This window comes from Streptomyces sp. NPDC047002, from assembly GCF_040704505.1.
In the GTDB taxonomy this organism is placed as follows: domain Bacteria; phylum Actinomycetota; class Actinomycetes; order Streptomycetales; family Streptomycetaceae; genus Streptomyces.
In genome coordinates, this window is the sequence record NZ_JBEYWC010000010.1 from 32,047 (window position 1) to 52,845 (window position 20,799).

The following is a 20,799-nucleotide window of genomic DNA, read 5'->3' on the forward strand; positions in this document are numbered from 1 at the left end:
AACGGCCCGACAGCGGTCCCGGTGCTGCAACACCGGGGCCGCGCCGTTCGCGGGGTGGGTGGGTTAGTGGGTGCGGGTGCGGCCGGAGACGGTGCGGGCGTGGACTGTGAGGTGGCCGGCGCCGGGCAGGTGCACGTCGCCGGAGACGCTGCGGGCGCGGATGCTGCCCGACGCCGCGGAGGTGACCTGCATGTCCACGTCGCCCGACGTGCTCTCCACGACCGCGGACCGGCCCTGGTAGAGGGCGACGTTGATGTCGCCGGAGACCGAGCGGGCGGCGAGCTGGCCGGTGATGCTGCCGACGTGGATGTCGCCCGAGGTGCTGTCCGCATCCAGGTCGCGGATGCCGTCGGCGTACAGGTCGCCGGACTGCGAGCGGAACTCGACGCGGTCGAGGCAGCCGTACGTCGACACGCTCGCCGAGGTGGAGACGACCGCCAGCGACGACCCCGCGGGGAGCGTGACGTGGGCGATGATCTCGCCGACCGTGCGCCCGCGCTGCGGACCGCCGGAGACGACGCGGCCGTTGACGATGACCATGTTGGTCACCACCCCGGACACGCCCCCCGGCCGGAACTCCTGCCCGCTGCCCTGCATGGTGACGTTGGGGGGTAGGGCGGGGACTTCGATGCCGAACGCCTGTCCGTCCTGCATGTGGCGGGCCGCGTGGATCGCGTCGGCGGCCGGGCCGCTGGTGTCGTCGGTGTGCAGGGTGACCTGCGCGGTGGTCAGGCTGTCGATGACCTGGACATGCACACGGCCGACCGGCAGCGACAGCCCGAGGATGACCGGGCCGGTGGAGGAGGAGACGAACAAACGCTCCGTCATGCGGAACTCCCGAAAAGGTGTCGAGGACAAGGCCCCGGGGCCAGACGGCGCCGGGAGCGAGGAAGGCGGGGAGGGGTGCCCCGGCCGGGAGTCGAACCCGGCCTTCGACCATCGGGGCGGTGTCGTGCGGGAGTGGGGGCTACTTGTAGAAGGTGCGGGAGCTGCCGGTGCCGCCGGTCTGGTTGCCCGCGACGTAGGTGGAGCCGGGCCCCAGCTGCGGCGCGTGTACGCCCGGGCCGGTGGTGTTGACCTGGTCGCCGGATCCGGTGGTGTGGGCCCCGGTGACCTCCCCGATCACGGTGGTGTTGGTCGTGGTCGAGGTGTTGATGCCGGCGACGTTCCCGGCCTGGATGACCGTGCCGGAGGTGGAGCCGCTGACGTGGTTGTGGACGCTGCCCATCACAGGACTGCCTTTCTCGGTGCGCCGGGCCTGGTGCCCGGCGTCGTGCCCCGGGCCGGAGTCGAACCGGCCCTGCGACCATCGAGGCGACCGGCCGCGCTGCGTGGCTGGTCAGTCGCGGTAGTTGGGGTAACTGTGGCCCTGCGGCGGGTAGTTGGGGTTCGAGGCGGCGTTGCTGGTCATCAGCGAGCCGATCATCAGCCGGTCGAAACCGTCCGGGCGGTCGCCGTACTGCTCTCCGAGCCGCTCGATCAGTCCCTGCGTCAGGTCCCGGTCCTCGCTCTGGTTCGCGTTCATCGCCATACCTGTGCTCCGTAGAACTGCGCCGGAGCTGGTGTCCGGCGTCGTGCCCCGGCCGGGAGTCGAACCCGGCCTTCGACCATCGGGGCGGTAGGGGATGTCAGCCGTGCAGCGCGTAGCGCAGCGCGGCGAGGGTGTCGGTGAGCGAGGTGTGCACCCGCATCCCCGGACGCGCCAGGCGCGCCTGCCACTGCACGTCCGCGGCGCGGGGGAAGGCGGGGTCGGTGCCGACGACGATGCGGCGGGCGGGGTTGTCGAGCGCCGCCCCCAGTTCGAGCATCGCGATGGGCTGCGTCGTCACTGAGGCGTCCGAGCGCGGGAACCAGAACACGGTCACCGCCGCCAGGTGCAGGGCCCGGTGCTCCCATCGGATCTGTACCGGGGTCTGCGAGGGGTCGTCGATGGGGAAGTGGCGGCGCCGCGGGTTCAGGACCACGACTTCCAGCCCGGCGAGGCCGCGTACGGCCTCGCGCTGCCAGTCCTGAACCCCCGTGATGCCGCCCGCCAGGAACACGGCGGGCGGGTCACCGGGGGCGGGCTCGTAGAGGGCGGGGCACTCGATGTAGGTGACCATCAGCGCCTCTTCCGTGCGTCGCGCTTCTCGGACGCCGCACGCACGGCGGCGCCCTTGCGGTAGTCGTCCTTGCAGTCCTGCACGGTCGCGGGCTTGCCCACGATCGAGGACGGGCGCGGCTTGCTGTCTGCCATGCGGCTCACCTGCTGTTCGGCTGGTCGGTGAGCGTGGCGGCGTCCTGGTAGGCGCCCTGGATCAGGTCCTGCTGCCAGGCCAGGTCACTCCCGGCCGGCGCCGGGTCCTGCCCGGCGAGGTCCGCAGCCCAGGCATCGGCCTGCGCCTGCAACTGCCACGCCACGGGGTCGGGGTTGCTCACCGCGAACCACCCCGCGCCTGCACGTCCCGCTCACTGCGCGCGTTCTGCTCAGCGTTCTTCCGGCTGAGCGCGTCGCGCTCAGCCTCTGTCAAACTGGTGATCACAGGTCCTCCCAATCAGGTCCTGTACAGCGGGCCCCGGGGGTGCAACCCCGGGGCCCGCGCTGGCGTTGACCACTCCCTACGAGCAGCCACAGCCGACCGACGCGCACCCCGCAGGGCGAGCGCCGGTCACTGTGGTTCCTGGTGATGGAGCAGGGCTTCACCGGCCCGCCGTTGCCACGGCGAAGCCGGTCCCGAGCCCCGTTCGGGTGCGTCATGTCTCTGCCTGACGCGAGCAGGGCAGCTCACGGCGGGTGGCGCTCCCGAGTGGGGGCGTTCTCCAGAGCCGCGGTGCGGTACGTGCCACGCCGACGCGTGACACCGCTGCCGACGACCGTCACCCGGGCCGCCGCGGGGGCGGGGAAGTCTCACCCCGCCATCGGTTCACTGTTCAGTTCTCAAGGAACGAGCGCTTCCTTTCGACCCGTGTCACGGGGCCGTCCAGGCGCCACCGAACGACACGCCCTCGATGAGGAACATGTAGTACGTGTTCCTCATCATGCAGAGAGGTGTTCGCGGCGTCAAGTCGTTCTCGGGTTCGGCGTCGCGAGCGCCTGGGCCGCTCGGTGTGTCTCCAGGCTCGCCCGTATGGCGCGGACGTTCGACTCCGCTGCTGTACGGCCCACGTACGTCTTCGCTACGGTGAAGTCGTCCCAAGTCGTCCCGTACGAGGGGGAGTCGGCATGGCCAACGAGAGACTGCGCGGCGCGATCGTTGCAAGCGGCCTCAGGTTGGACGAAGTGGCGGAGCAGCTCGGCGTCTCCGGCAAGACGGTTGAGCGATGGATCGGGGAGCCCGATCGGAAGCCGTACCGGCGCTTTCAGTACGCGGCAGCTTCGCTGCTGCGATGCGAGGTGTCCTATCTGTGGCCCGACGAGCGCACGTCGTCCGAGGTCACCGAGGCCGGCCATGCAGAGCTGCGGAAGCTCTATCCGCACCGGTCGGTGGTCCCGAACGGGCTGTGGACTCAGCTCTACGCGGCGGCGCGGCGGAACTTTGACGTCCTCGTGTACTCGGGCTTCTGGCTCACCGAGGACGCCATGTTCCACAGGATCGTCAAGGAGAAGTCCGCGGCGGGCGTCCCGGTCCGGTTCATGCTCGGCGACCCCGCCAGCGCAGCCGTGGCCGTTCGAGGGGCGGACGAAGGGATTGGTACGGCCATGGCGGCCAAAATCCGCAATGCCTTGCTGAACTACGCTCCGCTCTTCGGCCTGCCCGGAGTTGAATTTCGCCTCCATGACACGACGCTCTACAACTCGATCTACCGGGCAGATGACGAGATGCTGACCAACGGCCATCTCTACGGCGTCGGCGCCTACATGGCGCCCGTTCTGCACATCCAACGGGTTCCGGGCGGCGAACTCTTCGACTCCTTCACGGAGAGCCTCGAACGCGTCTGGCAGGCCGCCCGACCGATCTTGTCCCCGACAGACTACGGAGAATGCTCACCGTGAGCCGTATCGACCATTTCCAGAACCCCAATGCCCCGAGGGCAAATTCGGTGGTTCCCTCGGTCACCGCAGTTGTACGGAACGCGGGAGGAGAGCTGCTGCTCATCCACAAGACGGACAACGACCTATGGGCGCTGCCCGGCGGAGGACACGAGATCGGCGAGAGCGTCGGCGAAACCGTCGTGCGAGAGGTGCGCGAAGAGACCGGGATCGAGGTCGAGATCGAGGCGGTGACCGGCCTCTACACCAATCCGGAACACGTCATCGAGTACGACGACGGGGAGGTGCGTCAGCAGTTCTCGATCTGTTTTCGAGCTCGTCCGGTCGGCGGTTCACTGCGGACGAGCAGCGAATCAAAAGAGGTCCGCTGGATTGCTCCAGCGGACCTCGACAAGCTCGACATCCATCCGTCAATGCGCCTACGGATCGACCACGGTCTGGATGATTCGCGCACGGCCCTCTACGTCGGCTGAGGGCTGACACCCGCCTTACGCAAGCGTGCAACAACTCGCCCCGCTGCGTCGTGGATCTCCGGCGCCGCCCGCTGGATGAAGCGACCGACGAGCGTGTCCGGGCCGTACCGGCCCACGATCTCTGCGACGCGACCGTGCGTCGATGTCTCGCCGCCGTCAGGCGTGGTGGTCATGTCGCAATAGATGAGGGCATCGGTGAGCGCCGGCGCCTCCATGGGGAACTCCGCGGCAAGCTCCTCGCGCAGGCCGCGCTCCTCTGCCTCCAGGAGGGCGCATGAGTGGTTGGCCACCAGCCGTACCACCCGCTCGTTGACCCCCTCCTGGCGCAGGAAGCGCCCACCGTCGAGGGGGTGAAAGCCGGTGTGGGCGATGCGGGGCGCATACCCGATGTCGTGGAGGACCGCAGCGGCCTCCAGCAGCCGGGCGTCTTCCCCGAGGATCGGCCGCAGGGACCGTGCGCGGCCGGCCACGCCCTGCGAGTGCCTCCAGCGGCGCGGCAACGGCTCGGCGAGCAGCGCTTCCGCGAGCTTCCAGGCATCTTCGACCATGTCGGCACCCTCCCTGGTCACTGCTGCCCACTCTCGGCTGTTGGAAGCGCTCGCACGGTGCGCCCCTTGCCGTGCTTCGTGTCGAGCAACCCGCTGCCCTCCATCTGGGCCAGGGCGCGGCGTACGGCGGTGCGTGAGGCATCAAAGCGCTCGCAGAGCTTCGCTTCGGACGGATACGGGTCCCCGACCACGAGAGACTCATCGGTGATGAGCGCCGTCATCCGTGCGAGCAGGGGACGCGCCTCTACCCGCCCCTGCACGTGCCAGCCGGCGCCAGGTCGAGAGGTGACGATGCTGGCCGCTTCGAGAGCCTTCAACGCACGGCGCACGGTGTTGCGGCTGACCTCGTACGTCTGCATCAGGTCTGCCTCAGACGGCAGCACGTCCACGATCTGGCCGTCATTGATGTCTCGACGCAGCGCTTCCGAGATGCGCAGGTAGGTACCCCGTGGACTCACGTTCGGCATCTACTGTCTCCTACTCATTCGTGGCATCGACTCCAGACTGTCACGAGCCCGTTTCCCTGATCGAGTGACCCTGCCACGCCGAATACGTGAGGCTGTGGCCTCGCTTTAAGGTTTCTACCTCGGAATGGCGAACTCTAGAAGAGTTGGAGAGGCTCACTTTGAGCGAGATCGTTCGTTATATTCGGTGCTCCAGCGACCCAAGGCCATGTAGGGTCGCCGTGTCGCCGAAAGAAAAGAAAAGCGCGATCGGCTAGAAAAAGTTTACGACTCGACTTATTGTATGTCAGCACTAGGGGTTTTACGTCAATCTTCACTTGCAATGCGTCAATGCGCTCCAGTGCCTGAGTCAAGTCTGACGACCTGATCCCTGAACCGCCTGGGTGGGATGAAATTTTCTGCAGTAGGGCCGCAGAATCTATCCCGTTAAGGAGCTCTTGGTCGGGGGCGTCGGTAACGGCCTCAAGTAGGTGGCGATAGACTTCAAGTCCCTGGGAGAGTCGACGCATCCCGCGAATGAAATTATCGGCGAATGTCTGAAACCTGCCCTGCATCTGGTCGGCCACGGCATGCCGTGCGGACGTAAGGGCAGGCCCTACGTCAAGTTGCCGGTTTCCGCCACTGCGTGAGTCAAAGATGTTTCCTGCGGCGCACACTTGTTCGGCAAGTCTTTGCAGCAGGCCCACGTTTTCTGACGCTTCGCGGACCAATTCATCAATTAGGGCATCTGAGAATTTGACGCGCAGGGCTTCGGCTCCTTGCTCTAGAACTTGCTTGAGCTCTTCCTTTTCCCAAAGGAGATGAATGTCGTCCACTCGACCTTCGAGGTCGCCGTTGTAGTACGAGAGAAGGTGGGTCTTCGGCCATACTCCGACGACTATGACGAATAGCCCGTATTCGCCCATGGCTTTTAGCATGAAAGCGAGCTGACGCTGCACCGACTCGTCAATGTAGTGAAAATCTTCCAAAACGAGTCTATGTTTTGAAGCTACGATGGTGCGAGCAACCCAAGACAGATCGGCAATTGTGTGTCCAATGGGTTGATTTTCGACTGCGCGGCCAGATCTGATGGCGGCTCCCATATTGGCTGATCCTGTAACTTTAGCTAGCAATTTCATCCCGGCGCTCCCGGAGGCCGAGAAATCCAAGGTCCCGCTGAGATCTCGGGACTCGGTTGATTTCAATACTGCATGTACCCCAAGTCGACCTAGCGCTTCGGTTAGCAGGGACTCGGCCGTTGCGGCCGGAGTGCATTGGATGACAAGCGTGGGCGAGTCCTTTAGTCCCTTTGTTCGCAACCAAGTCTTTCCCTGTTTACTGCCTCCATGAACGGCAACGTGTCGATCGCTCCCGAGCGTGCGGTGAAAACGGGCGTCAAGACCGCCCCGGTCTACGTAGGAACGGGAGTCGACTTGTGCGCTGATGCCGAAGACATCGTTAAGTTGGGCCATGGGGTGACTCTAGCCGTGGACGGCGACATGCATGGCCCGAACTCGGTGGGGGCCGTGGTGCCCTTTTGGGAGGTGCTGGCTCGCCTGAGCGAGAGGGCCAGGGTCAGACCCGGGGTGCCTGGGCTGAGCGGATGCTGAGCCCTCTTGTCACGCATGCACTGGACAGCGGGAAGCGGGAAGCGGGAAGCGGGAGGTGGCCGTGGTCTCAGTCGTGGTCGCAGATCGCGTCCCCTCCACGCTCGTCCCGAGCAGTCCACCGAGGTCCGGCATCCGTGTTGCGCTGCGGTTTTGCACTCCGCTGGACGGGCGCGGACGAAGATCGGACAACTTGTAATGCGTAGGTCGTCGGTTCGAATCCGACAGGGGGCTCAGCTGGAGCCCAGGTCAGAGCGCATGTGACCTGGGCTCTTGATCATTTCTGGGGCCCCTGCGTGAGCGGCTGCGCCAGAGGGCTCCTTCCGGACCCGCGGCACCACCGCAGCCGTGCGCTCGGTCAGATCGTCCTCGTACTCCTCGAACAGCTCCATGTACGTGTCCGACGTCAGCGTGATCGTGGAGTGCCGCAGCTTCACCTTCGCGTCGTGCTGATCCCCGCCGCCCGCCTTCACGAGCGCCGCCGCGCCCTGGCGCGCGTCCCGCAGGTTGATCGGCGGCAGGCCCGCGGCGCCGCGGGTCTCCCGGCACGCGTCCGACACCGTCTCCGGGTGCAGCCACGTCCCGTCCTCGTTCGTGAAGACCTTGCCCGTGTCGGTCCACACGGCAGGTTCGCCGCGAGCCGCGAGGCGCCGACACCCTCTCCGAGTGTGGTGCGTGAGCAGGTGTGAGCCCGAGGCGCACCGCTCCGCTCGTCGTGGAGATCGCCGCCCGCATCACGGGGCGCCGCGGCGCGCTCGTGGGTCTTCTCTCTGTCGACGCACGCGTCGCCGACAGCGGGATCGACGGCGACGAAACCGATGCCCTGGCGGTTGCGAACCGCGTGCGTCCGCGACGACGCGGCGTTCACCGGCGGGACCGGCGACGCCCGCGCGGACGGAGCAACGGCACCGTGCTGCGCCGCTGCACCGACGACCACACGGGCGACAAGCTGATCACGGCGTCGTTGTCGCGGGCGACGCCAGGAACGGCCTGCACCGCGGCCGTCACGGACCCGGTGATCAGCCTCACGAGCGACGCGGTCCACGACCGGGTGGAACCCGCGGTGCCGGAGGATCTGCTGCCCCAGCACAGGGGCGCCCCGCAGGGGCTCGCGGACGCGTGCGTGGCCCCGGCCCGAGCGGACGGGGCCGGGCGCCGCGACGACGCCGCAGCCGTGGTGATCACCCGCGAGTGGGCGTCCCACGACGCACAGAACCGGTCATCCAAGGAGGCCGAAACGTGCCGCAACCCTTCACCGGCGGCATAGGTCGCATACGTCACTAAACATCCCAGGGGGGATCATGAACCGCGCAACCCGCACCCTCGCCGGCCTCGCCGTCGGCGCGCTTATCCCGCTCGCCGCCGCCTGCGGCAGCCACGACCAGGGTGTCGCCGAGCGAGCCACCGCGCACCCCGCTGCGGGCGCGCGCGACTCCAGCCCGGACTGCTCGACGAACAGCACCATGTCCCAGGCTGACTGGATGGCGAAGTGCGCCACCGAGAGCCCGACGCCGTCCGCGAGCGTGCCGAACACCGAGCTCGCGGTCGGAGACACGTTCGCGTACAACGACGGCGTGAAGATGGCCGTCAACAGCATCAAGACACTCACGAAGTTCGGCGAGTACGACGTCGGCCCCGACCCCGACGAGTACGGCTTTCGCATCACCTGGACGATCACCAACGGCACGAAGAAGCCCCTGTCGCTGGACGACTGGTCGGTCGAGGCGGAGGGCGCATCGAGCGGCGGGTCTCTGGAGATGCTGACGGTGGACGACGGGTCGAAGGAGATGACGGGCCGTATCGCCGCGGGCGGGCGGGGGACGTTCACCGGGGAGTACGCGATCCACAAGGCCGACGGGAAGTCGATTGTGGTGACGGCGACGCGTCTGGACACGTCGGACGGCCTGCTCGACGAGGACCCGCACTGGACGGGCGACATCCAGTAGCACTCGTACGGCGCCCGTGCTCTCACGGTGCGGGCGCCGAGTTGCCCGCCCTTCGGCCCGTCTGAACGGATCCCTGATGACCTCCGACGACGACCTCATCCGCTTCCACAACGGCGACACCCTCGACAGCATCCCCGTCGTCCGCATACCGCCCGCGTCAGCGCCGCGCCGCCGTATTCCCGTGCCGCTGGTCGCCGGGGTCCTCGCGCTCGCCGTCGCCGCGGGCATCGGCGGCAGCGCCCTCGCCCACCACCTCGACAGGCGGGCCACCGCCGCGCCGGCCGCCCGGACGGCTGACCCGCAGCAGACCACGGCGGCGGCCGCGAGTTCGCCGGCCGCGGTGCGGCAGGCGCCCGCCTGCCGCACGGTGCACTTCAAGGCCGAGAGCGGCCCGGCCAGTTGCAAGAGCGTTCCGGACATCTGCGCGCCGGGCGCGCCCTGGTACACCGTCGACATCGACAGCCTGTGCGGGGCGGTCGGCCGGCAGGCCGTGCGGATCGTCGCGTCCCCGGCCACGGGCGGAGACGCGAGTTCGTCGTACTGCATTGCCTGGACCGGGACCGGCGACGGGGCGACGCGAGAGGCCGCGCTCCTGATGAATGCGCCAGCGGTGAGCTGCACTGATCAGCTGGTCACGGCGTCGACGGCACAGGGGATCGACCCGACGGGGCAGGGCGTCTTCTACGCGGAACCGCAGCAGTGCGCGCCCGCCTACCCGGGGACGAGGTCCACATTTCCCGCGGTGCTCCTCGACTACGACACGGGCCCGGTGTACGTGTGCCTGACCGCTGACAACGGTGCCTGACGCGTGCTCCACCGCCCCGACGAAGTGCAGTGAAGCACGGGTCGTACAGCAGCCGGAAGGCGCGGGGTGCGAGCTGCTCCCGTGGAGTGGGCGGGAATTGATGTGCGAATGTTCTGGCGCGTTGTCCAGCCCCACCGGCCCCATCGGTGACTGCCGTGGTCATTTCATCGCAAGATCTTTGAGGGGAATGGCTCAAGGCCCCTTACCGCGAGGCCAGTTGACGCTATTGTGGGCGCACCTCCCCAGGGGGTGGGTGTTTCCGTGCCCGCGGTGGTGCCGCCGTGTGCCCTCTGAAGATCCGTGCCAGGGTTTTGTGCGCAATCGAAAGGCGAAGACTTATGACCTTGTTCTATGGGGCGGCGCACGCGCTCATCGAGCGGGACGGGCGTTTCCTGCTGACGCGCCGGTCGGCGGTGGACGACTACATGCCCCTCAAGTGGGATCTGCCGGGGGGGACGGTGGATCCGGGGGAGAGCCTGGAGGACGCGCTCGTCAGGGAGGTGCACGAGGAGACCAGGCTCAAAGTCTCCATCGAACGCCTTCTCTACGCGTACACCAATCTGGCCACGCTTCCGCAGCGGCAGACCTTTCAGACGGTCTACCTCTGCCGGTACCTGGACGGCGACGTGGAACTGGATCCCGCCGACCACGATCAGTTCATCTGGGCGTCGAAGCGCGAGATCGACGAACTCGACGCCATGGCCTTCCTGGCCGGATTCCGCGAAACGATGATGTATCGCACGGTGAAATAACCATCAAGGGGCGGGGGTTCCTGTGCGCGTGCGCTCGTTGGACATCTATGTGACCTATCGTTGCAATCTGCGCTGCGCGCACTGCTTTGTCGGGGAGAATTTGTCGACGGCGCAGAGCTTCGCACAGGATTCCCTGGCCCGCCTGATCACCGGCGCCCCGCGCAGGTGGGGCACGGAGGAAGTGACCTTCCTCGGCGGCGAGCCGACGCTCCACCCCCACATCGCGGACGCGGTCCTGCTCGCCCAGGCGAGCGGGCTCCGGGTGCGGATCGTCACCAACGGGCTGCACGGCTTCCGGTCGTTCGTCGAGCGCTTCGACGGCGCCCCGCTGCCGGTGGTCGGCATCAGCATCGACGGCGCCTCCCCCGAGACCCACGACGCGGTCAGGGGCCCGAGGTCCTTCGAGCGCACGATGGCGAACGTCGAGCGGGCCAGGCAGCGCGGCTACCGCCTCTTCGGCATCATGTCGGTGAGCAGGGCCAACGCGGGCGACGTCGGCGACGTTCTCGCGCTCTGCGACCGCCTCGGATTCGGCTGGGTGAACATCCACTATGTCTCCAACCGGGGTTTCGCCACGCCGGAGATGGTGCTGCCGATACCCGCATGGCGGGCGCTGGCCGCGGAGATCGAGCGGTTCTCGGCAGGACTCCGGCTGGACGTACGGCTGGAGCGCACCTTCGTGCCCGCGGGCGCGCACCGGCGGTACTGCGCGATCCGCAGCGCAGACAACCTCCTCTTCCTGCCCGACGGCCGCGTCTTCCTGTGCCCGATGTTCATCGACGTCCCGGACGCGCACTCCTTCACCTGGACGGGCAGCGAGCTGCTCGACCGGTCGGGGGCGGCGACCGAGCGGGCGCTCGGCGAGGCCCGGAGCCCGGTCCACTGCCCCGCCATGCGCCATGTGAACCGGCGGTTGGCGGCGGACGCGCTCGCGTCGGGCCTCGAAATATCGTGCGTGCTCGAAAAGACCCGGCTCAGCCAAGGACTCGTCCTCGATGAGAAATGACGACTGATGGACATCTGGACCGACAGTGACCTGGCCTTCGTGCGGGAGCGCGCGCACGGCTGGGACCGCCACTTCTCCGCGGCCTTCTGGGGGACCCCGCTGTACAACCTGGTGGAACCGCTGATCGCCTCCTTCAACCAGGACTGCGGCGTGCCGAAGCAGATCGGCGTCCCCTCGGAGTCGCTGCCCGAGACGACCGCCACGGTGCTCCTCGCCCTCCACCGCATGGGCCTGCTCAGCCCGGCCATGCGCGACCGCGTCCACGGCTACCTGTGGTCCACGCACCACGCGGTCGGTGCCGGCGCCTCCGGGGACGCCGCGTACCCGGAGAACGAGTGCTGGAGCACGGCCTCGCGGAACGTCTGGGCCACGGCGGCGTGCCTGTGGGCCCTCGTCGCGACGGGCTACCGGGGCCCGCACGAGAAGCGGTACGCCCCCGCCGTGCGGTGGCTGGCCGACGCCCAGGACGAGGACGGCGCCTGGGGCTTCAGCCGGGACTCGGACAACCCGCCGTCGCTGTTCCTCACCGCCGTGTGCGCGTACACGCTGCGTCTCGCCGCGGAGCGCGGCGGCGCGGGCGGCGGCGACGCCGAGCGGCGGCCGGCGGCGGCAGCCGTCGAGGCCGCCACCCGGTATCTGAGGCGGACCAGGCACCGGCGCAGCGGCCTCTGGCGCAGCGGCGCGGGGGAGCCCGACGCGACGAGCACGGTGATGGCGCTGTGGGCGATCCGGTGGTGCGAAAGCGGCGCCGCCTCCGACACCGCAGAACTGGTCCGCCACGGCCTGCGCGCGCTGACCCGCGCCCTGGGCACCGAACTCTGCGCCCCCAGCCTGGAGATCGCGGTCGGGACGCTGCCCGACTCGCGGGAGGCCATAGCGCTCCAGAGCTACACCCCCGCGCTGCCGCTCGCGCTCCTTCAGCTGGGCGTCGACCCGTTCCACGAACTGGTGCTCAGGCCCCTGGACTTCCTGCGGACCAGCCGGCAGCCGGACGGCTGGGAGTTCCCGGTCATCGGCGGCGGGGAGCAGGGCAGGTACATCAAGTCCGTGCCGTACGTGGGCACGGGCGAGCCGCTGACGTTCACCACCGCGCTCGCCCTCCAGACCGCGCACGCCTGGCACCGGCGGACCGTCCGGTGGGGCATCGAGCAGCACCTGGCCAGGAGCTGACCCGTACGCCGCAGGGCACGTCGGCGGCCCGGGGCGCGGGGCAGCGCAGGCAAGGCATGGCAAGCGGCACCACCCGACAACTCGCGGCAAGGGGGGCCACCGTGACCGCTGTCCTGTTCGTGCACGGCACCGGAGTACGGCAGAAGGCGTTCGACGCCACGCTCGACGTCGTGACGCGCTCGCTGCGCGCCCGGCGCCCCGGCCTGGCCGTCGAGGGGTGCTTCTGGGGGGAGGCGCACGGGGGCAGGCTCTGCGCGGGCGGTGCCTCGGTGCCCGTGGCGGACGGGGCCAGGGACGCGGGCGCGGGCGCCGCCCCGGAAGAGGCCGACGTCATGGCCTGGGAGGCGCTCCAGGACGACCCCCTCTTTGAACTGCGCCTGCTGGCCGCTGCGGACGCGCCCCAGGACGGCGGAGGCGGCTTCCACCCAGGACGGCAGCCGCAGGGCCGCGCCCTGGCGGAGCGGTACGGCAGGTTCGCCGCCTCGGGCCCGGTGGAGGCGCTGTTCCACGAGGCCGGTCTTGGCAGCGAGTTCGCCGGGAGCTGCCGGGCCGTCGCCGCGTCCCGGCCGTTCGGCGACCTGGCGTCCGGCGCACCGCCGCAGGACGCCTGGCAGGTCCTGGTCCGCGCGACCGTCGCGGAAGCGGTGCGCGGCGCGGAGCGCGCGGGCGGCCCGGGGCTGCGCGCCGTGTACGACAGGGAGTTCAGGGACGAGTTCCTCAGGGCCGTGACGGCGGCCGGCGGCGAGGAGCACCGGGATGTGCTCGGCAGGGCCCGCAGGCGCGTCGGCACGTTCTTCGCCGGGCGGACCACCTCCTACGTCACACGGCGGCGCGAGGCCCTCACCGCGACGGCGTCGTCGGTCGCCGGCGACATCCTCGTCTACCAGCGCGACGGCGCGGCGGTCCGCAGATTCGTGGCCGACCACGTCGAGCGCCTGGAGCCGCCGGTCGTGGTGGTCGCGCACAGCCTGGGCGGCGTCATCTGCGCCGACCTGTTCGCCACGGCCCCGCCGCCCGGTGCCCGGCTGGTCACCGTCGGCACGGCGGCCCCGCTGTTCTGGGAGCTCGACGCGCTGTGGGGGCTGCGCGCGGGCGCCCCGCTGCCCGCCGGGTTCCCGCCCTGGACCAACGTCTACGACCAGCGGGACTTCCTCGCCTACGTCGCCGCGCCCCTGTTCGGCGACCGCGTCCTGGACGTCCGGGTGGACAACGGCCAGCCCTTCCCGCGCTGCCACAGCGCCTACTGGTGGAACAGCGCGTGCTGGGACGCCGTGCTGAGCGCGTGTCCGTGAACGACTTCGCGCACGCCAGGGCCCTGGTGGTGGGCGTCGAGGAGTACGCGGCTGGACAGGACTGGCGGCTGGTGGGGCCCGCGGCCGACGCGCTGGGCTTCACGGACTGGCTGCTGGCCATGGGCATGCCCGCGGACCGTATCGGCCTCTTCGCCAACTCGGCTTCCCCGCAGGCCTTCGAGGAGTGGCGGGCGCGTACGGGCGTCGGCGTCGGCGAGCCGACGTCCGACGCGATACACGCGGCGCTCCTCGACGGCGTCAGGGAACTCGGATGCGACGTCTTCTTCCTCTTCTGGGGCGGCCACGGGATCACCGACCCCCAGGGCCACCTGCGCCTGTTCACCGCCGACGCGCGTACGGACCTGCTGCGCAACGTCGACGTGGACAACCTGGCGCAGGCCCTGCGCTCCTCGGCGTTCTCCCGGGTCGGGCGGCAGATCCTGCTGCTCGACGCCTGCCGCCGCTACGTCTCCCACCGCGAGCTCAGCCAGGGGCTGCCGCCGGGTACGTTCCCGGTGGGCGACCTCGTCCAGACCGACCAGTTCGCGCTGTGCGCCACGCGCGAGGGCGAACTGGCGGTCAACCTCACCGCCGAGGGGACAGGCCGGTTCTCCTCCGTGCTGCTCGGGGAGCTGCCGACCGTACCGGGCTCGCTGCCGGACATGCCGCTCGTCGCGCGCCGCGTCAGCGCCGAGTTCTCCCGGCTGCGCGCGGCCGGGACCACTGCCCAGATGCCGGTGTTCTACGCGTCCAGGGGGTACGACGGGAGCGTGCGGTCGGACCAGCTGGCACCGTGGGCCGCGGCGCCTGTCGCCGGCCCGGCGGCCGATGAGGGGCAGCATGTGCGGCGGCTCGCCTGCACCCTGGAGAGCCGGCTCGTGCGGGAGGTCCGGGTCAGCGGCATGGGGCCGTCCTTCGACTCGTTGGAGCGCTCGTCGGTCGTCACGCGGGCGCAGGTGCGCACCACGGCCATCAGCGCCCAGCACACGGTGGTGCCGGACGCCGCCGACTACGTGCGGCGCGCGCGCATCCGCAGGGCGGTCGTCACCGGCGCCCCCGGGATGGGCAAGAGCGTGCTGCTCGACCTCCTCGCCCTCGCCCAGTGCCGTGCGTACGAGGCCGGCGGCGCGAGCGTCCCTGTGCGGCTCTCCTTCGGCGACCGGGGCGGCCAGGAGTGCGGCCTCCCTGCCGTCGAGCGGCTGCTGCGCGAGTGCACGCGCTTCCTCGGCGGCGCGGACCTGGACGACGTCCTGCACCGGTGCGTCTTCTACCTCGACGACTTCGACGAGCTGACCCCCGCGTACCAGCGCGCCGTGCTGGACTTCCTGCGCGCCCGCCCGCACGCGTCGTTCGTGCTGTCGGCCCGCTCGACCCGCGGCCTCGACTGGTCCGTGCCGAACTGCGTGGAGGTCGAGCTGCTCCCTCTCGACCCGCCCGAGGTGCTGCGCCATCTGGAGTGCGAGCTCGGCACGGCGCTCGCCGAGGAGCTGTTCCGGCAGCTGGCGGGCCGCGACTACGAGGCGGTCGAAGACAGTTGGCGGGCGGCGGGCGGGGACGTCGAGCAGCTGTGGTCGCTGTCGGCGCGGGCGCCGCGCGGCGTCCCCGGCGAGATCGCCACGCTCAGACTGCGGCTGCTGCGGGATCCGCCGGCCGCGCTCCAGCTGGCCCGCACCCCGTTCCTGCTGCGGGCCATGGTGACCATCAGGCGCGCGGGGGAGTACCTCGACCTGTCGAGGCCCGACCTCCTCGACCACCTCGTCACGGCGCTGTGGAGCAGGCTGCACGCGGAGCCCGGCTACCGCGACCTCCCGCTCGACCGGCTGTTCGCCGGTCTCGGCCCCGTCGCCGAGCACCTCGTAAGGACGCGGCAGGAGCGCTGCGAGCCTGCCGTGGCGGCCGCGCTGCTGGCCGAGGCGGGCGAGGTGTGCGGTGCCCGGCTGGTCGAGGCGGCCGCAGCGGCCGGCCTCGTCGACGAGGACGGTGCGGGCCTCACGTTCCGCCACCGGGTGCTCCGCGACTACTTCGCGGCGGCCGCCCTGTCCGTCCGGATCCCGGACGGCGCGCGGGCGGCCGACCATGTGGAGGCGGCGGCCTGGTGGGCCGAATCGCCCTGGCGCGCGGTCCTGTTGCTCGTACCGCGCTTCCACGGCGGCCCCGACCGGGTCGCCGACTGGCTCGCGGGGGCGCAGCCGGAGTGGGCCGCGGAGTGCGTGCAGCGCGGCGGGGCGCACGACGGCGCGGCGCGCCGTCGGCTCCGCGGCGCGATCAAGCGGCGGCTGGCCGCGGCGGCGACGGGCCCACCCGCGGAGCTCGCGGCGCTCGGTCGCGCCCTCGGCAGGGTCGGGGACGACCGCCCGGGGGTCGGGGTCGGGCACGGGACGGCGGTGGGTGTCCCGGCCGTCGAGTGGGTCTTCGTCCCGGAGCAGCTCGTCCCGGTGCCCGGGCCGCCCGGCGTCCGGGTGCCGGCCTTCTGCATGAGCAGGTACCCGGTCACCAACGCGCAGTTCGAGGTGTTCGTGCGCAACGACGGCTACCGCGACGACGGCCACTGGACGCGGGAGGGTATCGCCTGCAGGGACCGGTACGGGTGGGGCGCGCCCGAGCGGTTCGGGCCGCCGTTCGACCTGCCCAACCACCCGGTCGTCGGCGTCAGTTACCACGAGGCGCGGGCGTTCGCGAGCTGGCTGGGCGCGCTGCGCGGGGAGCGGGTGGGGATCCCCGGGGTCGCGCAGTGGATGGCGGCGGCGCGGTCCGCCGACGGCTTCGACGGATACCCCTGGGGCGCCGACTTCGAGACGAGCCGCGGCAACAGCCGGCAGACGGACATCAGGACCACCACGGCGGTGGGGCTCTTCGCCTCCGGGGCCAGCCACTTCGGCCTCCTCGACTGCGGCGGCAACGTCTGGGAGCTCTGCGCCCCCGGGCCGAAACCGCGCCGCACGGCGTGGCGCGGCGGCCGCCGCGCGAGGCCCGCCGAGCGCTACTTCCCGGTCAAGGGCGGCTCGTTCGCGCACTACTGGTGCTCCGTGAAGACCCGCTCGGACGTGACCGTGCGCGAGGCCGACCGGGAGTGGGACGTCGGCTTCCGTCTGATGAAGCACCTGTGACCGGACCTCCGCCGCCGGAGCGGAACCACTGGAGCAGAACCACCGGAGCGGAACCGCCGGCCCTCGGCCTTTCGTACGGCCCGGTGTCCGCGCCCCGCGCCGTGGTGAGCAGACGGGGTACGCCGATGGGGTGTCATCAACGGAACGGGAAAAACGGTCACATGGGCCTGGCCGAGGGCAGCGCGGCGGCAGCCCGGGTCTGGTAGCGCCTCTTTGCGCTCGCGATGACCGGGCGCGTCCCGGCCGCTCACTGAGGCGGTGCGCCCGGGCGTCACGTGCCGGATGCCGAGCGTTACGCCAAGCCGCCGTCAAGTCACTCTCCGTTCGACTTCGGGGGGTTGCTTTGTGATGACGGCGTGTGAAGACTGTGCCCGAGCGCCGGGGAACCGGAAGCGCGCGCCGGGGAACCGGAAGCATTCGAGGGGGCGCATTCCGCGGAACCCGGGCGGGGGCCGGCGGAAGATGCGTACTCTCGCGTCGACGGCCCCGGCTTCGGGGACCGCTGTCCGGCCGTGCGCCGGCGGGGCACCGCGCGAGGGTCGCGCGGAGGTGTCACCAAGGGGGGATCAGCGTGTCGGGTCGTGCCGCACGGAGAACGTGTCCGGTGAGCCGTAGTAGCAACGGCACACACCACGGGGAGTGTTGACAGCAGGACGACGGGCCCGGCAGGGCCCGGGCAGGAGCCGCAGGGACGGCCGCGCTCAGGGGGCGCGCGGCACCCGTGGCGCCCGCCGCCGACGCGGACGTCCGCGGACGGCGGCAGCCGCGCCGCCACCCGGGCGCACGCCCTTTTCCCGCCCCAACCCGCCGCGCGGGCACGGCAGTCCCGTGTCCGCGCGCCGCCACCCGAGGAGCCATGGTGTCCACCGAGCAGATAACCAACGAAACCTTTTTGCTTGACGCGTTACCCGACCGCTGGCGCGCGCTGCGCGCGGCAGGCCCCGTGCGCCACGACGACGAGCAGAACGTCTGGCAGGTGACGGGCCACGAGGCGGTCTCCGCCGTGCTCGCCGACCCGGCGACCTACTCCTCCGACCTCTCCTCGCTCGCCCCGACCCAGCCGGACTTCGAGACCTTCACCCGGGGCAACTTCGTCGCCATGGACCCGCCGGGGCACCGCACGCTCCGCGCGCTGGTCAGCCAGGCCTTCACCCCCCGCGTCGTGCAGGGGCTCCAGCCGCGCATCGAGGCCGTGTGCGCACGGCTGCTCGACGCGGTCGACGACCGGGACCGCTTCGACCTCGTCGAGGCCCTGGCCTACCCGCTGCCCATCATCGTCATCGCGGAGCTGCTCGGCATCCCCGCGGCGGAGCACCGCAGGTTCCAGGAGTGGGCGAGCGTCCTGTTCGGCGGCGAACAGCTGGGCGAGGCGCCCGACATGGCCGACCTGGAGCGGGCGCTCGAGGCCATCGCGCCCACCGTGCGCGAGATGAACGGCTACATGCTGGACCACATCCGCCGTCGCCGTGCCGACCCCGGCGACGACCTGACCAGCAGGCTCATCGCCGCCGATGTGGACGGGGCCCGTCTCGCGGACCAGGAGATGGTGGGTTTCGTGGCGCTGCTGCTCGTCGCGGGCCACATCACCACCACCGCCCTGCTCGGCAACGCCGTCGTCACCCTCGACCGGAACCCCGGCACCGACGCCGCGCTGCGTGCGGACCCCGACCGGATCCCGGGAGCCGTCGAGGAGGTGCTGCGCTGGCTGCCCCCCTTCCCGGAGCTGGGGCGCCGCATCACCCGGCCCGTGGTCCTCGGGGGCCGCGAACTGGCGGCCGACACCATGGTCATGGTCCATCTGGGCGCCGCCAACCGCGACCCCGCGCGGTTCGAGCGGCCCGACACGTTCGTCGCCGACCGCAGCCCCAACCCGCATCTGACCTTCGGGCACGGCATCCACTTCTGCTTCGGCGCGCCGCTGGCCAGGCTGGAGGCCAGGATCGCGCTGCGCGCGCTGCATAAACGATTCCGCGCCCTGGGGGTCCCGTCGTACGACGACGTCGTGCCGCAGAACCCGGCCGTACTCGTCGGCCTGCGCCACCTGCCGGTCGAGGTCGGCCGGGCGTAGGCCCCTCCCCCTCGCGTACTCGCCGAGTACGCACCCGCTCGTGCACCACCGGCGCGGCACCGCTCGCCCGCCGTCCGAGCAACCCCACCCCGCACCCGGGAAACCCACTCAACGGGAGCACCCACTCATGCCGTACACCGTCCCCACCGGTCAGGCCGGCGCCGCCGCGCCGAGCACCCTGCGCCAGGAGCTCCAGAGCCGCCTCGACACCCTCGCCGACGTCCACCGGGTGCCCGGCGCCCAGCTGTTCGTGGACACCGGGGCCGAGACCTTCTCCCTGCACACGGGCGTCGCCGACGCCGCGACCCGCGCCCCGCTCATACCGGAGACGGCCGTGCCGCTCGGCTCGCTCACCAAGCCCTACACGGCCGCGCTCGTGCTGCTCCTCGCCGACGACGGCGACCTCGACCTGGACGAGCCCGTGGCCGACCACCTCCCCGAACTGCGCGGCTTACCACGCGTCAGCGTCCGCCACCTGCTCAGCCACACCGGCGGGCTGCCCACGGGGCCCGACTCCGACACGGCGTCCGCGACCGGCGGCGCCCGCTACCTCGCGTCGCTGTCCACCCCCGACCAGGCACTCTTCCCGCCGGGCAGCGACTTCTCGTACTCCAACGCCGGGTATGTCGCGGCCGGCCGGCTGGTCGAGTCCGTCACCGGCATGCCGTGGCACGAGGCCGTACGCGCGCTGCTCCTCGAACCCCTTGGCACGGTGCCCGCGTTCCTCGGCGACACCACGGCAGCGCGCCCGCTGGCCACCGGGCACACCGTCAACACCGCCACGGGACAGGTGCGCCCCGTACGCCAGAACCTGGCCCCACTTGAGGCGCCCGCGGGCGCGCTGCTGGCCGGCGCCGCCGACCTGGCGGCGCTCGGCCACGCCCTGGCCGGGCGCTCCGACGCGCTGCCGCCCGCCGTCGCCAAGGAGATGCGGCGCGGCGAGCGCGCCGCGCGGCCCGGGACGCTGGCCGACGGCTGGGGTCTCGGCGTCGCCCTGTACCGGCGCGGCGGGCGCGTCTGGTACGGGCACGACGGCAACGCCCAGGGGACCTCCTGCCACCTGCGGGCGGAACCCGAGAGCGGCGCCGTGGTGGCGTTCACCGCCAACGCGGGCGCGGGCACGGCGCTCTGGCGCGACCTGGCGGCTGATCTCGAACACGTCACCGGCCTGCGCGTGCCCGCGGCAGCGGCGCCCGCCCCCGACCGCGGCCGCCCCCTCGCACCGCCGGCCGCCTGCCTCGGCACCTACCGCAACGGCGGCACGCCCTACCGCGTCACCGCGGGAGACGACGGCGCGGCGGCGCTGTCCGTCGACGGCGACCTGCCGCTGCCGCTGGTCTGCTACGCCGACCTCTCGTACGACCTCGTCGACCCCGCGACCGGCCGCAGGGAGCCGGGCGGCCGCTTCCACCGCGACCCCGTCTCCCGCCGGGTCGAGCGGATCCAGGTCTCGGGCCGCACCGCGCGCCGCACCGACGACGGCTGAGGCGCCGTACCCCGCGGGGCGGCCCGTGCCGCCCTGCGGCCGCGGGGGCGCCGCCGGGTGCTCCGGCGGAGCGCGGCCCCCGCATCCCGCCGCCGTGCCAGGGCACGCGCGCCCGGGTCGGCGCTC

General features: G+C 71.0%; 22 protein-coding genes. 12 read left to right on the forward strand and 10 right to left on the reverse strand.

Annotated elements, in window-relative coordinates:
- Positions 1-63: 63 nt before the first annotated feature.
- The 6 genes from AB0910_RS12470 to AB0910_RS12495 all read right to left on the reverse strand — a co-directional run bounded on the left by AB0910_RS12470 (position 64) and on the right by AB0910_RS12495 (position 2,418).
- Complete coding sequence (locus tag AB0910_RS12470) at positions 64-828, reverse strand: DUF4097 family beta strand repeat-containing protein (RefSeq protein WP_366744524.1); 765 nt, start codon at positions 826-828, stop codon at positions 64-66.
- Positions 829-967: 139 nt separating this feature from the next.
- Positions 968-1,228, reverse strand: a complete 261-nt coding sequence (locus AB0910_RS12475) for a hypothetical protein (protein ID WP_366744525.1) — start codon at positions 1,226-1,228, stop codon at positions 968-970.
- 111 nt (positions 1,229-1,339) lie between these two features.
- Positions 1,340-1,531, reverse strand: coding sequence for a hypothetical protein (locus AB0910_RS12480; RefSeq protein ID WP_366744526.1), 192 nt, complete (start codon positions 1,529-1,531; stop codon positions 1,340-1,342).
- Positions 1,532-1,628: 97 nt separating this feature from the next.
- On the reverse strand, positions 1,629-2,102 hold the full coding sequence (locus AB0910_RS12485; protein WP_366744527.1) for a nucleoside 2-deoxyribosyltransferase domain-containing protein: 474 nt from the start codon (positions 2,100-2,102) through the stop codon (positions 1,629-1,631).
- The gene (locus tag AB0910_RS12490) at positions 2,102-2,236 is read right to left on the reverse strand and encodes a hypothetical protein (protein WP_345653705.1); all 135 of its coding nucleotides are present in this window, start codon (positions 2,234-2,236) and stop codon (positions 2,102-2,104) included. The genes AB0910_RS12485 and AB0910_RS12490 overlap by 1 nt, the downstream gene beginning before the upstream one ends.
- Positions 2,237-2,241: 5 nt before the next feature.
- Entirely contained in the window at positions 2,242-2,418 is a 177-nt protein-coding gene (locus AB0910_RS12495) for a hypothetical protein (RefSeq protein ID WP_366744528.1), read from the reverse strand.
- A gap of 784 nt (positions 2,419-3,202) precedes the next feature.
- Between AB0910_RS12495 and AB0910_RS12500 the strand changes: the two genes are divergently transcribed.
- The gene (locus tag AB0910_RS12500; RefSeq protein WP_366744529.1) at positions 3,203-3,973 is read left to right on the forward strand and encodes an XRE family transcriptional regulator; all 771 of its coding nucleotides are present in this window, start codon (positions 3,203-3,205) and stop codon (positions 3,971-3,973) included.
- Positions 3,970-4,443, forward strand: a complete 474-nt coding sequence (locus AB0910_RS12505) for an NUDIX domain-containing protein (RefSeq protein WP_366744530.1) — start codon at positions 3,970-3,972, stop codon at positions 4,441-4,443. The genes AB0910_RS12500 and AB0910_RS12505 overlap by 4 nt, the downstream gene beginning before the upstream one ends.
- On the opposite strand, the gene AB0910_RS12510 is transcribed toward AB0910_RS12505, so the two are convergent.
- The 4 genes from AB0910_RS12510 to AB0910_RS12525 form a co-directional block, all read right to left on the reverse strand.
- Positions 4,431-4,991, reverse strand: a complete 561-nt coding sequence (locus AB0910_RS12510) for an HD domain-containing protein (protein ID WP_366744531.1) — start codon at positions 4,989-4,991, stop codon at positions 4,431-4,433. The two genes, AB0910_RS12505 and AB0910_RS12510, sit on opposite strands and share 13 nt — an antisense overlap.
- A gap of 17 nt (positions 4,992-5,008) precedes the next feature.
- A complete protein-coding gene (locus AB0910_RS12515) occupies positions 5,009-5,458 on the reverse strand; it encodes a GntR family transcriptional regulator (RefSeq protein ID WP_366744532.1) in 450 nt (149 codons plus the stop codon).
- A 134-nt stretch (positions 5,459-5,592) separates the two neighbouring features.
- On the reverse strand, positions 5,593-6,906 hold the full coding sequence (locus tag AB0910_RS12520; protein WP_366744533.1) for a hypothetical protein: 1,314 nt from the start codon (positions 6,904-6,906) through the stop codon (positions 5,593-5,595).
- Between the two features lie 368 nt (positions 6,907-7,274).
- A complete protein-coding gene (locus AB0910_RS12525; protein ID WP_366744534.1) occupies positions 7,275-7,664 on the reverse strand; it encodes a hypothetical protein in 390 nt (129 codons plus the stop codon).
- A gap of 92 nt (positions 7,665-7,756) precedes the next feature.
- Here AB0910_RS12525 and AB0910_RS12530 point away from each other — a divergent pair, with 92 nt between their 5' ends.
- The 10 genes from AB0910_RS12530 to AB0910_RS12575 all read left to right on the forward strand — a co-directional run bounded on the left by AB0910_RS12530 (position 7,757) and on the right by AB0910_RS12575 (position 20,673).
- Positions 7,757-8,308 (forward strand): hypothetical protein, encoded by a 552-nt coding sequence (locus AB0910_RS12530; RefSeq protein ID WP_366744535.1) that lies wholly within the window; start codon positions 7,757-7,759, stop codon positions 8,306-8,308.
- Between the two features lie 34 nt (positions 8,309-8,342).
- Positions 8,343-8,987, forward strand: coding sequence for a hypothetical protein (locus AB0910_RS12535; RefSeq protein WP_366744536.1), 645 nt, complete (start codon positions 8,343-8,345; stop codon positions 8,985-8,987).
- A 76-nt stretch (positions 8,988-9,063) separates the two neighbouring features.
- A complete protein-coding gene (locus AB0910_RS12540; RefSeq protein WP_366744537.1) occupies positions 9,064-9,792 on the forward strand; it encodes a hypothetical protein in 729 nt (242 codons plus the stop codon).
- Between the two features lie 338 nt (positions 9,793-10,130).
- Entirely contained in the window at positions 10,131-10,544 is a 414-nt protein-coding gene (locus AB0910_RS12545) for an NUDIX hydrolase (protein ID WP_366744538.1), read from the forward strand.
- Between the two features lie 28 nt (positions 10,545-10,572).
- Positions 10,573-11,550: a radical SAM protein gene (locus AB0910_RS12550; RefSeq protein WP_366744539.1), complete on the forward strand. Its 978-nt coding sequence runs from the start codon at positions 10,573-10,575 to the stop codon at positions 11,548-11,550.
- A gap of 6 nt (positions 11,551-11,556) precedes the next feature.
- A complete protein-coding gene (locus AB0910_RS12555; protein WP_366744540.1) occupies positions 11,557-12,720 on the forward strand; it encodes a hypothetical protein in 1,164 nt (387 codons plus the stop codon).
- A 101-nt stretch (positions 12,721-12,821) separates the two neighbouring features.
- Entirely contained in the window at positions 12,822-14,012 is a 1,191-nt protein-coding gene (locus tag AB0910_RS12560; protein ID WP_366744541.1) for a hypothetical protein, read from the forward strand.
- On the forward strand, positions 14,003-17,119 hold the full coding sequence (locus tag AB0910_RS12565) for an SUMF1/EgtB/PvdO family nonheme iron enzyme (RefSeq protein WP_366744542.1): 3,117 nt from the start codon (positions 14,003-14,005) through the stop codon (positions 17,117-17,119). The genes AB0910_RS12560 and AB0910_RS12565 overlap by 10 nt, the downstream gene beginning before the upstream one ends.
- An 856-nt stretch (positions 17,120-17,975) precedes the next feature.
- Positions 17,976-19,187 carry a cytochrome P450 gene (locus AB0910_RS12570; protein ID WP_366744543.1) on the forward strand — a complete coding sequence of 404 codons (1,212 nt, stop codon included), beginning with the start codon at positions 17,976-17,978 and terminating at the stop codon, positions 19,185-19,187.
- Positions 19,188-19,314: 127 nt separating this feature from the next.
- Entirely contained in the window at positions 19,315-20,673 is a 1,359-nt protein-coding gene (locus tag AB0910_RS12575) for a serine hydrolase domain-containing protein (RefSeq protein WP_366744544.1), read from the forward strand.
- Positions 20,674-20,799: the final 126 nt, after the last annotated feature.

Coding starts and splice junctions, on each gene's coding strand:
- AB0910_RS12470 (WP_366744524.1), bottom strand. CDS start 828: ATGACGGAGCGTTTGTTCGTCTCCTCCTCCACCGGCCCGGTCATCCTC.
- AB0910_RS12475 (WP_366744525.1), bottom strand. CDS start 1,228: ATGGGCAGCGTCCACAACCACGTCAGCGGCTCCACCTCCGGCACGGTC.
- AB0910_RS12480 (WP_366744526.1), bottom strand. CDS start 1,531: ATGGCGATGAACGCGAACCAGAGCGAGGACCGGGACCTGACGCAGGGA.
- AB0910_RS12485 (WP_366744527.1), bottom strand. CDS start 2,102: ATGGTCACCTACATCGAGTGCCCCGCCCTCTACGAGCCCGCCCCCGGT.
- AB0910_RS12490 (WP_345653705.1), bottom strand. CDS start 2,236: ATGGCAGACAGCAAGCCGCGCCCGTCCTCGATCGTGGGCAAGCCCGCG.
- AB0910_RS12500 (WP_366744529.1), top strand. CDS start 3,203: ATGGCCAACGAGAGACTGCGCGGCGCGATCGTTGCAAGCGGCCTCAGG.
- AB0910_RS12510 (WP_366744531.1), bottom strand. CDS start 4,991: ATGGTCGAAGATGCCTGGAAGCTCGCGGAAGCGCTGCTCGCCGAGCCG.
- AB0910_RS12515 (WP_366744532.1), bottom strand. CDS start 5,458: ATGCCGAACGTGAGTCCACGGGGTACCTACCTGCGCATCTCGGAAGCG.
- AB0910_RS12520 (WP_366744533.1), bottom strand. CDS start 6,906: ATGGCCCAACTTAACGATGTCTTCGGCATCAGCGCACAAGTCGACTCC.
- AB0910_RS12535 (WP_366744536.1), top strand. CDS start 8,343: ATGAACCGCGCAACCCGCACCCTCGCCGGCCTCGCCGTCGGCGCGCTT.
- AB0910_RS12540 (WP_366744537.1), top strand. CDS start 9,064: ATGACCTCCGACGACGACCTCATCCGCTTCCACAACGGCGACACCCTC.
- AB0910_RS12545 (WP_366744538.1), top strand. CDS start 10,131: ATGACCTTGTTCTATGGGGCGGCGCACGCGCTCATCGAGCGGGACGGG.
- AB0910_RS12555 (WP_366744540.1), top strand. CDS start 11,557: ATGGACATCTGGACCGACAGTGACCTGGCCTTCGTGCGGGAGCGCGCG.
- AB0910_RS12570 (WP_366744543.1), top strand. CDS start 17,976: ATGGTGTCCACCGAGCAGATAACCAACGAAACCTTTTTGCTTGACGCG.
- AB0910_RS12575 (WP_366744544.1), top strand. CDS start 19,315: ATGCCGTACACCGTCCCCACCGGTCAGGCCGGCGCCGCCGCGCCGAGC.